This window comes from Stenotrophomonas sp. 2YAF22 (assembly GCF_052114665.1).
Classification (GTDB): Bacteria; Pseudomonadota; Gammaproteobacteria; order Xanthomonadales; family Xanthomonadaceae; genus Stenotrophomonas; species Stenotrophomonas indicatrix.
In genome coordinates this window covers 1-12,244 of sequence record NZ_JBFRFE010000049.1, presented here as the reverse complement: position 1 = coordinate 12,244, position 12,244 = coordinate 1, and the positions used below count along the sequence as shown (strand labels likewise).

The 12,244-nt window shown below is 62.7% G+C and carries 10 protein-coding genes; all 10 read left to right on the top strand.

Annotated features, from left to right (window positions below; translation table 11 throughout):
- Positions 1-141 precede the first annotated feature (141 nt).
- Entirely contained in the window at positions 142-4,383 is a 4,242-nt protein-coding gene (gene rpoC / locus AB4Y84_RS03710) for a DNA-directed RNA polymerase subunit beta' (RefSeq protein WP_223494314.1), read from the top strand.
- 394 nt (positions 4,384-4,777) lie between these two features.
- Positions 4,778-5,152 carry a 30S ribosomal protein S12 gene (gene rpsL, locus AB4Y84_RS03705; RefSeq protein ID WP_025879344.1) on the top strand — a complete coding sequence of 125 codons (375 nt, stop codon included), beginning with the start codon at positions 4,778-4,780 and terminating at the stop codon, positions 5,150-5,152.
- Between the two features lie 12 nt (positions 5,153-5,164).
- Positions 5,165-5,632 (top strand): 30S ribosomal protein S7, encoded by a 468-nt coding sequence (gene rpsG / locus AB4Y84_RS03700; protein WP_442249784.1) that lies wholly within the window; start codon positions 5,165-5,167, stop codon positions 5,630-5,632.
- A gap of 138 nt (positions 5,633-5,770) precedes the next feature.
- Positions 5,771-7,912 (top strand): elongation factor G, encoded by a 2,142-nt coding sequence (fusA, locus tag AB4Y84_RS03695; RefSeq protein WP_251472291.1) that lies wholly within the window; start codon positions 5,771-5,773, stop codon positions 7,910-7,912.
- 51 nt (positions 7,913-7,963) lie between these two features.
- Entirely contained in the window at positions 7,964-9,154 is a 1,191-nt protein-coding gene (gene tuf, locus AB4Y84_RS03690) for an elongation factor Tu (RefSeq protein ID WP_089238985.1), read from the top strand.
- Positions 9,155-9,487: 333 nt separating this feature from the next.
- Positions 9,488-9,799, top strand: a complete 312-nt coding sequence (gene rpsJ, locus AB4Y84_RS03685; protein ID WP_010341589.1) for a 30S ribosomal protein S10 — start codon at positions 9,488-9,490, stop codon at positions 9,797-9,799.
- 11 nt (positions 9,800-9,810) lie between these two features.
- Positions 9,811-10,461 carry a 50S ribosomal protein L3 gene (gene rplC / locus AB4Y84_RS03680; protein WP_442249783.1) on the top strand — a complete coding sequence of 217 codons (651 nt, stop codon included), beginning with the start codon at positions 9,811-9,813 and terminating at the stop codon, positions 10,459-10,461.
- A 12-nt stretch (positions 10,462-10,473) separates the two neighbouring features.
- Positions 10,474-11,079, top strand: coding sequence for a 50S ribosomal protein L4 (gene rplD, locus AB4Y84_RS03675; protein ID WP_025879302.1), 606 nt, complete (start codon positions 10,474-10,476; stop codon positions 11,077-11,079).
- The gene (rplW, locus tag AB4Y84_RS03670) at positions 11,076-11,375 is read left to right on the top strand and encodes a 50S ribosomal protein L23 (protein WP_025879303.1); all 300 of its coding nucleotides are present in this window, start codon (positions 11,076-11,078) and stop codon (positions 11,373-11,375) included. The genes rplD and rplW overlap by 4 nt, the downstream gene beginning before the upstream one ends.
- Before the next feature lie 10 nt (positions 11,376-11,385).
- Entirely contained in the window at positions 11,386-12,213 is an 828-nt protein-coding gene (gene rplB / locus AB4Y84_RS03665) for a 50S ribosomal protein L2 (protein ID WP_025879304.1), read from the top strand.
- Positions 12,214-12,244: the final 31 nt, after the last annotated feature.

The following is a 12,244-nucleotide window of genomic DNA, read 5'->3' as shown; positions in this document are numbered from 1 at the left end:
GGCCGCCGCGCCGGCATGGATCAGTTGTCTTCCAGTTCCATGTTGATGGCCAGCGAGCGGATTTCCTTCACCACCGCCGCCGCGCCGCTGGCAGTCAACTGAAAGCCCATCGACACAGCATTCCTCCTTCTGGAGAACACCATGAAAGACCTGCTCAACCTCTTCAACCAGCAGCGCCAGACGCTGGACTTCGACGCGATCAAGATCGCGCTGGCTTCGCCGGACCTGATCCGTTCGTGGTCCTTCGGCGAAGTGAAGAAGCCGGAAACCATCAACTACCGTACCTTCAAGCCGGAACGTGACGGCCTGTTCTGCGCCGCCATCTTCGGACCGGTCAAGGACTACGAGTGCCTGTGCGGCAAGTACAAGCGCATGAAGCACCGCGGCGTGGTCTGCGAGAAGTGCGGCACCGAAGTGACCCTGGCCAAGGTGCGTCGCGAGCGCATGGGCCACATCGACCTGGCCTCGCCGGTCGCGCACATCTGGTTCCTGAAGTCGCTGCCGTCGCGCATCGGCCTGATGCTGGACATGACCCTGCGCGATATCGAGCGCGTGCTGTACTTCGAAGCCTACGTGGTGACCGAGCCGGGCCTGACCGCCCTGGAGCGCCGCCAGCTGCTGACCGAAGAACAGTACCTGCAGGCCCGCCAGGAGCATGGCGACGACTTCGACGCCGCCATGGGCGCCGAGGCCGTGTACGAACTGCTGCGCACCATCGACCTGCAGTCGGAAATGACCCGCCTGCGCGAAGAGATCGCCAGCACCGGTTCGGAAACCAAGCTCAAGCGACTGACCAAGCGCATCAAGCTGATCGAAGCCTTCCTGGAATCGGGCAACCGTCCGGAGTGGATGGTCATGACCGTGCTGCCGGTGCTGCCGCCGGACCTGCGTCCGCTGGTTCCGCTGGATGGTGGCCGCTTCGCGACCTCCGATCTGAACGACCTGTACCGCCGCGTCATCAACCGCAACAACCGCCTGCGCCGCCTGCTCGAACTGAGCGCGCCGGACATCATCGTGCGCAATGAAAAGCGCATGCTGCAGGAATCGGTCGATGCGCTGCTGGACAACGGTCGTCGCGGCCGTGCCATCACCGGCACCAACAAGCGCCCGCTGAAGTCGCTGGCCGACATGATCAAGGGCAAGCAGGGTCGCTTCCGTCAGAACCTGCTCGGCAAGCGCGTGGACTACTCGGGCCGTTCGGTCATCGTGGTCGGTCCGTACCTGCGCCTGCACCAGTGCGGCCTGCCGAAGAAGATGGCGCTTGAGCTGTTCAAGCCGTTCGTCTTCGCCAAGCTGCAGCGTCGTGGCCTGGCCACCACCATCAAGGCCGCCAAGAAGCTGGTCGAGCGCGAAGAAGCCGAAGTCTGGGACATCCTGGAAGAGGTCATCCGCGAACATCCGGTGATGCTGAACCGTGCGCCGACCCTGCACCGTCTGGGCATCCAGGCGTTCGAGCCGGTGCTGATCGAAGGCAAGGCCATCCAGCTGCACCCGCTGGTCTGCACTGCGTTCAACGCCGACTTCGACGGTGACCAGATGGCCGTCCACGTGCCGCTCTCGCTGGAAGCCCAGCTGGAAGCGCGTGCGCTGATGATGTCCACCAACAACATCCTGTCGCCGGCCAACGGCGAGCCGATCATCGTGCCGTCGCAGGACGTCGTGCTGGGTCTGTACTACATGACCCGCTCGCTGGAAAACAAGAAGGGCGAGGGCATGGCCTTCGCCAACATCGCCGAAGTCAAGCGCGCCTACGACAACCGCGTGGTGGAACTGCATGCGCGCGTCAAGGTCCGCATCACCGAGGTGGTGACCGACGAGGAGGGCAACAAGCAGAGCAAGACCTCGATCGTGGATACCACCATCGGTCGCGCCCTGCTGGCTGAAATCCTGCCGGAAGGCCTGCCGTTCGCGCTGGCCAACACCGAGCTGACCAAGAAGAACATCAGCCGCCTGATCAACTCCAGCTACCGCCAGCTGGGTCTGAAGGACACGGTCGTGTTCGCCGACAAGCTGATGTACACCGGCTTCGCCTACGCGACCCGTGCCGGCGTCTCGATCGGCATCGACGACATGCTGATCCCGGACGAGAAGAAGGGCATCCTCACCGAGGCCGAAGCCGAAGTGCTGGAAATCCAGGAGCAGTACCAGTCGGGTCTGGTCACCGCCGGCGAGCGCTACAACAAGGTGGTCGACATCTGGTCGCGCACCAATGAGCGCATCGCCAAGGCGATGATGGACACCATCGGTACCGAGAAGGTCATCAATGCCAAGGGCGAGACCATCGACCAGAAGTCGATGAACTCCCTGTACATCATGGCCGACTCCGGTGCACGAGGCAGCCAGGCGCAGATCCGTCAGCTGGCCGGCATGCGTGGCCTGATGGCYCGYCCSGAYGGCTCGATCATCGAGACGCCCATCAAGGCGAACTTCCGCGAAGGCCTGAACGTGCAGGAGTACTTCAACTCCACCCACGGTGCCCGTAAGGGTCTGGCCGATACCGCGCTGAAGACGGCGAACTCGGGTTACCTGACCCGTCGTCTGGTCGACGTGGCGCAGGACGTGGTGATCACCGAGGTGGACTGCGGTACCTCCGAAGGCCTGATCATGACCCCGATCGTTGAAGGCGGCGACGTGGTCGAGCCGTTGAAGGATCGCGTGCTGGGTCGCGTGGTTGCCGAGGACGTGTTCCTGCCGGGCAACGACGAAGATCCGATCGTCACCCGCAACACCCTGCTCGACGAAGCATGGGTCGCCAAGCTTGAAGAGGCCAGCGTGCAGACCATCAAGGTCCGCTCGACGATCTCCTGCGAATCGGCCTTCGGCGTCTGCGCTCGCTGCTACGGCCGCGATCTGGCCCGTGGCCACCTGGTCAACATCGGTGAAGCGGTCGGCGTCATCGCCGCGCAGTCCATCGGTGAGCCGGGTACCCAGCTGACCATGCGTACGTTCCACATCGGTGGTGCGGCATCGCGAGCTGCTGCGGTCGACAACATCACCGTCAAGACCACCGGCTCGGTCAAGTTCAGCAACCTCAAGTCGGTTGCCCATGCCAACGGCTCGCTGGTCGCGGTGTCGCGCTCGGGTGAAATGTCGGTGCTCGATGCGCACGGCCGTGAGCGTGAGCGTTACAAGCTGCCGTACGGTGCGACCATCACCTCCAAGGACGGTGATGCGGTCAAGGCTGGCCAGACCGTGGCCAACTGGGATCCGCATAACCATCCGATCGTTTCGGAAGTGGCCGGTTTCATCCGCTTCATCGACTTCGTCGACGGCATTACCGTCATCGAGAAGACCGATGAGCTGACCGGCCTGGCGTCGCGCGAAATCACCGACCCGAAGCGCCGCGGCGCCCAGGCGAAGGATCTGCGCCCGATCGTCCGCATCGTCGATGGCAAGGGCAACGACCTGTCGATTCCGGGCACCGACCTGCCGGCGCAGTACCTGCTGCCGCCGCGCTCGATCGTCAACCTGCAGGACGGCGCTGCCGTCGGCGTGGGTGACGTGGTTGCCAAGATCCCGCAGGAAGCGTCCAAGACCCGCGACATCACCGGTGGTCTGCCGCGCGTGGCCGATCTGTTCGAAGCGCGCAAGCCGAAGGATCCGGCGGTGCTGGCCGAGCGTTCGGGCATCATCAGCTTCGGCAAGGACACCAAGGGCAAGCAGCGCCTGATCATCAAGGACACCGATGGTTCGGAACACGAAGAGCTGATTCCGAAGTACCGTCAGGTCATCGTGTTCGAAGGTGAGCACGTGACCAAGGGCGAAACCATCGTCGAYGGCGAGCCGAGCCCGCAGGACATCCTGCGTCTGCTGGGTGTCGAGCCGCTGGCCGCCTACCTGGTCAAGGAAATCCAGGACGTGTACCGCCTGCAGGGCGTGAAGATCAACGACAAGCACATCGAGGTGATCACCCGCCAGATGCTGCGCAAGGTCGAGATCACCGATCAGGGCAGCAGCAAGTTCCTGAACGGCGAACAGGTCGAGCGCCAGCGCGTCATCGAGGAAAATGCACGCCTGACCACCCGCAACGAGCTGATTGCTCGCTTCGATCCGGTCCTGCTGGGCATCACCAAGGCATCGCTGGCTACCGAATCGTTCATCTCGGCTGCTTCCTTCCAGGAAACCACCCGCGTGCTGACCGAGGCTGCCGTCCGCGGCACCAAGGACAACCTGCGCGGCCTGAAGGAAAACGTGATCGTCGGCCGTCTGATTCCGGCCGGTACCGGTCTGACCTACCACGCCAACCGCCGCCGCAATGCGAGCGGGCTGACGGACTCGGAAATGCAGACCCTGGCCGGCACCCCGGCAGCTGCAGCCGCCGTGGCCGTGGCAGCACCGGAAGTGGTGGTGGAGTCGACCGACGCCGAGCAGGCCGAGGATTGATCGGCCGGTCCGGCTCAGGCCGGACCTCGATCGGGCAGGGGGCGGCCATCGGCCGGTCCCTGCTTCATGGTCCGGCTCCGTGCCGGACACGTATCACGCAGGACCCGCTTCGGCGGGATCTGCACTCGAGGGCCCAGGCCGCTGGTCTGTTCGCCGTCGATGAGGTAGGATGCCGCCCCGGCCCAGCGATGGGTCGGGCGACAACCTGAACGGGGGGCATGGAGAAGGCTCCCCTGTAACGGCCCAGGATCAGGGCTGGCTTGGCGTGTGCGCATTTGACCGCGTTTTCGCCAGGTTGCTACAATCGTCTGTCTCAGCAGGCCGGTCTTTCGCCTGCTCGCACATATCCGCATTCATGGCCGGTTTTTTCGGCCTCTCTCAGAAGAACATACTGATGGCGACGATCAATCAGCTTGTCCGCAAGCCGCGGCAGGCAACCACTTATAAGAGCGCCTCGCCGGCTCTCGAAAAGTGCCCCCAGCGCCGTGGCGTCTGCACGCGCGTTTACACCACTACTCCGAAGAAGCCGAACTCGGCCCTTCGCAAGGTTGCCAAGGTTCGCCTGACCAACCAGGAAGAAGTGATTTCCTACATCGGCGGTGAAGGCCACAACCTGCAGGAGCACTCCGTGGTCCTGATCCGTGGCGGTCGCGTCAAGGATCTGCCGGGTGTGCGTTACCACACCGTTCGTGGTTCGCTCGACGCCTCCGGCGTTGCCAAGCGTCGCCAGGGCCGTTCCAAGTACGGCGCCAAGCGTCCGAAGAGCTAAGGGAAAGCACACATGTCTCGTAAAGGTAATACGCCGCAGCGCGCAGTCCTGCCGGATCCGAAGCACGGAAGCGAAACCATCGCCCGTTTCATCAACATGGTGATGCTGAGCGGCAAGAAGTCGGTCGCTGAAAAGATCGTCTATGGCGCCATGGACGTGATCGGTGAGAAGAACCCGAATTCCGTCGAGCTGGTTCAGAAGGCTCTGGAAAACGTGGCTCCGTYGGTCGAAGTCAAGTCCCGCCGTGTCGGTGGTGCCACCTATCAGGTGCCGGTCGAAGTGCGCGCCTCGCGCAAGATGGCCCTGGCCATGCGTTGGCTGATCGACTCCGCGCGCAAGCGTGGTGAGAACACCATGCCGAAGAAGCTGGCCGCTGAACTGATCGACGCTGCGGAAAACCGTGGCGGCGCCATCAAGAAGCGCGAAGAAACCCACCGCATGGCCGAAGCCAACAAGGCATTCGCCCACTACCGCTGGTGAGTTTGACGGCCTTGTAAAACAGGCAGGGCAGCACCATCTCGGTGCTGCCTCGCGGCCCCAGAAGGGCTGCGCCAATCCGAAGGCCGCCGAAAGGCGGCGTTCGGCCATCCGAAATCCAAGAAATCTGAGAGGCTCCCCGTGGCCCGTTCCACTCCCATCGAGCGTTACCGCAATTTCGGCATCATGGCTCACATCGATGCCGGCAAGACCACCACGTCCGAGCGCATCCTGTTCTACACCGGCAAGAGCCACAAGATCGGTGAAGTGCATGACGGCGCCGCCACCATGGACTGGATGGAGCAGGAGCAGGAGCGTGGCATCACGATCCAGTCCGCTGCGACCACCGCGTTCTGGAAGGGCATGGACAAGTCCCTGCCGGAGCACCGCTTCAACATCATCGACACCCCCGGGCACGTCGACTTCACCATCGAAGTGGAGCGCTCGCTGCGCGTGCTCGACGGTGCCGTCTTCGTGCTGTGTGCCGTCGGTGGCGTGCAGCCGCAGTCGGAAACCGTGTGGCGCCAGGCCAACCGTTACAAGGTGCCGCGCATCGCGTTCGTCAACAAGATGGACCGTACCGGTGCCAACTTCAGCAAGGTCGTTGGCCAGCTGAAGGCGAAGCTGGGTGCCAAGGCCGTTCCGATGCAGCTGCCGATCGGCGCTGAGGAAGGCTTCAAGGGCGTCGTCGATCTGCTGAAGATGAAGGCCATCCATTGGGATGAAGCTTCGCAGGGCATGAAGTTCGAGTACAGCGATGTGCCGGCCGACCTGCTGGCTGAAGCAACCGAAGCCCGTACCTTCATGATCGAAGCGGCTGCCGAAGCCAGCGAAGAGCTGATGGACAAGTACCTGGGCGGCGATGAGCTGACCGAAGCCGAGATCATCGAAGCCCTGCGCGTGCGCACCCTGGCGACCGACATCGTGCCGATGTACTGCGGCTCGGCGTTCAAGAACAAGGGCGTGCAGGCCATGCTGGACGGCGTGATCCAGCTGCTGCCGTCGCCGATCGACGTGCCGGACGTGACCGGTACCGACGTTGACGATGAAACCAAGGAAATGAGCCGCAAGTCTGACGACAAGGCTCCCTTCTCGGCCCTGGCCTTCAAGATCATCACCGATCCGTTCGTCGGCGCGCTGACCTTCTTCCGTGTCTACTCGGGCACGTTGAATGCAGGCGACCAGCTGCTGAACTCGGTGAAGGGCAAGAAGGAGCGCATCGGCCGTATCCTGCAGATGCACTCCAACAACCGCGAAGAAATCAAGGAAGTGCTGGCAGGCGACATCGCCGCTGCCGTGGGCCTGAAGGACACCACCACGGGTGACACCCTGTGCTCCATGGATCAGCCGATCATCCTCGAGCGCATGGTGTTCCCGGAGCCGGTCATCTCGATGGCCGTCGAGCCGAAGACCAAGTCCGACCAGGAAAAGATGGGTCTGGCACTGGGTCGTCTGGCGCAGGAAGATCCGTCGTTCCGCGTCAAGACCGACGAAGAATCCGGCCAGACCATCATCTCGGGCATGGGCGAGCTGCACCTGGACATCATCGTTGACCGCATGAAGCGCGAGTTCAACGTTGAAGCCAACGTCGGCAAGCCGCAGGTGGCTTACCGCGAAACGATCACCATGTCGGATGTGAAGTCGGACTACAAGCACGCCAAGCAGTCCGGTGGTAAGGGTCAGTACGGTCACGTCGTGATCGAGCTGTCGCCGATCACCGATGCCGATCGTGCAGATCCGAAGATCGCCGCTGGCATCAAGGACGACTTCCTGTTCATCAATGACATCACCGGTGGCGTGATTCCGAAGGAATTCATCCCGTCGATCGAAAAGGGCCTGCGCGAAACCATCACCAGCGGTCCGCTGGCTGGCTTCCCGGTCGTGGACGTCAAGGTGAAGCTGGTGTTCGGCTCGTACCACGACGTCGACTCCTCGGAAATGGCGTTCAAGCTCGCTTCCTCGATGGCCTTCAAGGAAGGCTTCCGCAAGGCCAAGCCGGTCCTGCTGGAGCCGATCATGAAGGTCGAGATCGTGACCCCGGAGGATTACCAGGGTGACGTGATGGGCGACGTCAGCCGTCGTCGTGGCGTTCTGCAGGGTTCTGATACCACCGGTGACGGTTCGGCCAGCATCATCAACGCGATGATCCCGCTGGGCGAAATGTTTGGCTACGCGACCTCGCTGCGTTCGCAGACCCAGGGCCGCGCCACCTTCACGATGGAATTTGACCACTACGAGCCGGCGCCGAACAACATCGCCGACGAAGTCATGAAGAAGGCCTGAGCGTAACGCTCAGGTCCTCCAAACCACTTACGAACTAAAAGGTAGAACGAAATGGCMAAGGGTAAGTTCGAGCGCACCAAGCCGCACGTCAACGTCGGCACCATCGGTCACGTCGAYCACGGCAAGACCACGCTGACCGCCGCACTGACCAAGATCGGTGCCGAGCGCTTCGGTGGCGAGTTCAAGGATTACTCCGCGATCGACGCCGCGCCGGAAGAAAAGGCACGTGGCATCACGATCTCGACCGCGCACGTCGAATACGAATCCACCGTTCGTCACTACGCCCACGTCGATTGCCCGGGCCATGCTGACTACGTCAAGAACATGATCACCGGTGCTGCCCAGATGGACGGCGCGATCCTGGTGTGCTCGGCCGCTGACGGCCCGATGCCGCAGACCCGCGAGCACATCCTGCTGTCGCGTCAGGTCGGCGTGCCGTACATCGTCGTGTTCCTGAACAAGGCCGACATGGTGGACGATGCCGAGCTGCTGGAACTGGTCGAAATGGAAGTCCGCGAGCTGCTGAGCAAGTACGACTTCCCGGGCGACGACACCCCGATCATCTCGGGTTCGGCCCGCCTGGCGCTGGAAGGCGACCAGAGCGACATCGGCGTGCCGGCCGTCATCAAGCTGGTCGAGGCGCTGGACACCTGGATCCCGACCCCGGAGCGTGACGTCGACAAGGCATTCCTGATGCCGGTCGAAGACGTGTTCTCGATCTCGGGCCGCGGCACCGTGGTGACCGGTCGTATCGAGCGCGGCGTGATCAAGGTCGGCGAAGAAATCGAAATCGTCGGCATCCGTCCGGTGCAGAAGACCACCGTGACCGGCGTGGAAATGTTCCGCAAGCTGCTGGACCAGGGYCAGGCAGGCGACAACGCCGGTCTGCTGCTGCGCGGCACCAAGCGTGACGACGTCGAGCGTGGCCAGGTTCTGGCCAAGCCGGGTTCGATCAAGCCGCACACCAAGTTCGACGCCGAAGTCTACGTCCTGTCGAAGGAYGAAGGYGGCCGTCACACCCCGTTCTTCAAGGGCTACCGTCCGCAGTTCTACTTCCGTACCACCGACATCACCGGTGCGGTCGAGCTGCCGGAAGGCGTCGAGATGGTGATGCCGGGCGACAACATCAAGATGGTTGTCACCCTGATCAACCCGGTCGCCATGGAYGCCGGCCTGCGCTTCGCAATCCGCGAAGGTGGCCGTACCGTCGGTGCTGGCGTGGTTGCCACCATCCTCGAGTAATCTGTTAGAATCTGCGCCCCGATGTTGCCTGGGTAGGGCATCGGGGCGTATCAAACGGGAAAGTAGGCACAGGATGTGCTTTGTGTTCCCCAGACCAGGAAGGGTCAATGCCATTCAGGCGGCGTCAACAGGAGACTGTTGACAGCTGCCTTGCGTGCCATTATGCTTCTCCGTCTGGGCAGGCCGGTTTCACGGGTCTGCCTATGCATTTGGGGTCTACGGATTGACCTTGTCGGCCTGCGGGAATGCGGGCCGTCTGTATTCAGGGATTTCATGGGGCAAAGCAACCCAGAGGCTTTGTCTGTCGCTCTTTTATCGAAGGAACCTACCGCCATGGCGGACCAAAAGATCCGGATCCGGCTGAAAGCGTTCGATCATCGTCTGATCGACCGTTCGGCCAGCGAGATCGTTGAGACGGCGAAGCGGACCGGCGCGCAAGTGCGTGGCCCGATCCCGCTGCCGACCAAGATCGAGCGTTACACCATCCTCGTCTCCCCGCACGTCGACAAGGACGCGCGTGACCAGTACGAGACCCGCACGCACAAGCGCGTGCTCGATATCGTTGACCCGAATGACAAGACCGTGGACGCGCTGATGAAGCTCGAACTGGCTGCCGGCGTCGACGTTCAGATCAAGCTGACCTGAGGACTACGACCATGACGAAGAAGTATTCGTTGGGCTTCGTGGGCCGCAAGGCTGGCATGAGCCGCGTGTTCACCGAAGATGGCCGTTCCATCCCGGTGACCCTGATCGAAGCAACCCCCAACCGCATCGCGCAGATCAAGACCGTCGAAACTGACGGCTACAGCGCCGTGCAGGTGACCGTCGGTGCGCGTCGCRCTGCCCTGGTCAACAAGCCGGAAGCCGGCCACTTCGCCAAGGCGAAAGTGGAAGCGGGCCGTGGCCTGTGGGAATTCCGCGTTGAAGACGCCCAGCTCGGCGATTTCGCCGTGGGTGGCGAAGTCAAGGCGGACATCTTTGAAGTCGGCCAGATCGTCGACGTCCAGGGTGTCACCAAGGGTAAGGGCTTCCAGGGCACCATCAAGCGCTACAACTTCCGTATGGGTGACGCTACCCACGGCAACTCGCTGTCGCATCGCGCGCCGGGTTCGCTGGGTCAGCGCCAGACGCCCGGCCGCGTGTTCCCGGGTAAGAAGATGTCCGGTCACATGGGCGCCGTGCAGCAGAGCACCCAGAACCTGGAAGTTGTCAAGGTCGACGTCGAGCGCGGTCTGATCGCAGTTCGCGGCGCCGTTCCGGGCGCGGCGGGTGGCGACGTGATCGTCCGTCCGGCGAGCAAGGCATAAGGAGAGATGACGATGGAACTCGTTATCACGGGTAGCAATAACAAGGTCTCGGTCTCCGACGCCGTGTTCGGTCGCGATTTCAGCGAAGATCTGGTTCACCAGGTTGTCGTTGCTTACCGCAACGCCGGTCGCGCCGGCACCAAGGCGCAGAAGACTCGCTCCGAAGTGGCAGGTACCACCAAGAAGTCGAAGAAGCAGAAGGGCGGCGGCGCGCGTCATGGCGCACTGACGGCTCCGATCTTCGTCGGCGGCGGTGTCACCTTCGCGGCAAAGCCGCGCAGCTTCGAGCAGAAGGTCAATCGTAAGCAGTACCGTGCCGCCATGTGCGCGATCCTGTCCGAGCTGAACCGTCAGGGCCGTCTGACCATCGTGGAGTCCTTCGATGTCGAAGCGACCAACACGAAGGCTCTGATCGCCAAGCTGGCCGGCCTGGAAGTGGGCAAGCGCCCGCTGATCGTCACTGAAGAAGCCTCCGAGCACCTGTACCTGTCGGCGCGCAACATTCCCTACGTGGAAGTGCGTGACGTCCAGGGCCTGGATCCGGTGTCGCTGGTCGGTGCCGACACGGTCGTCATCACCGCTGACGCGGTCAAGAAGGTCGAGGAGTGGCTGGCATGAACAGCAACGAAAAAATCTTCAGCGTGCTGCTCGCCCCGCGTGTCTCCGAAAAGACCGCGCGCCTGCAGGAACTCTCCAATCAGTACGTCTTCGAAATTTCGAACGAAGCCACCAAGGCCGATGTAAAGGCCGCGGTTGAGCAGCTGTTCGACGTCAAGGTCGAAGCAGTCAACGTGGTCAACGTCAAGGGCAAGAACAAGTCCTTCCGTAACCGTGCTGGCCGCCGCGGCGATTGGCGCAAGGCGTACGTTCGCCTGGCCGACGGCCAGTCGATCGATGTAACGGCCAAGGCCTGAGGTACATCCCATGCCATTGATGAAATTCAAGCCCACTTCTCCCGGTCGCCGTTCGGCCGTGCGCGTGGTTACTCCCGACCTGCACAAGGGCGCTCCGCACGCTCCGCTGGTCGAGTCGCAGAGCCGTTCGGGTGGTCGCAACCACCACGGCCGCATCACCGTGCGTCACGTCGGTGGTGGCCACAAGCAGCACTACCGCCTGATTGACTTCAAGCGCAACAAGCTGGGCATCCCGGCGCGCGTGGAACGCATYGAATACGATCCGAACCGCACCGCGCAYATCGCMCTGCTGTGCTACGTCGACGGCGAGCGTCGCTACATCATCGCCCCGAAGGGTCTGAAGGCTGGTGATCAGGTGATCGCTGGTTCGGATGCTCCGATCAAGGCGGGCAACACCCTGCCGCTGCGCAACATCCCGGTCGGTACCACCATCCACTGCATCGAGCTGAAGCCGGGCAAGGGCGCTCAGATCGCCCGCGCTGCGGGTGCTGCCGTGCAGCTGGTCGCTCGTGAAGGCATCTACGCCACCCTGCGCCTGCGCTCGGGTGAAATGCGCAAGGTTCCGGTTGAGTGCTGCGCGACCATCGGCGAAGTCGGCAACGACGAGCACAGCTTGGAAAAGCTGGGCAAGGCCGGTGCCAAGCGCTGGCGCGGCGTCCGCCCGACCGTTCGTGGTGCTGCCATGAACCCGGTTGACCACCCGCACGGTGGTGGTGAGGCGAAGGCCGGCCAGGGTAACCCGCATCCGGTCACCCCGTGGGGTGTTCCGACCAAGGGTTACAAGACGCGCCATAACAAGCGCACTCAGCAGTTCATCGTCCGCGATCGTAGGGGCTAATCGACCATGGCACGTTCACTCAAGAAGGGCC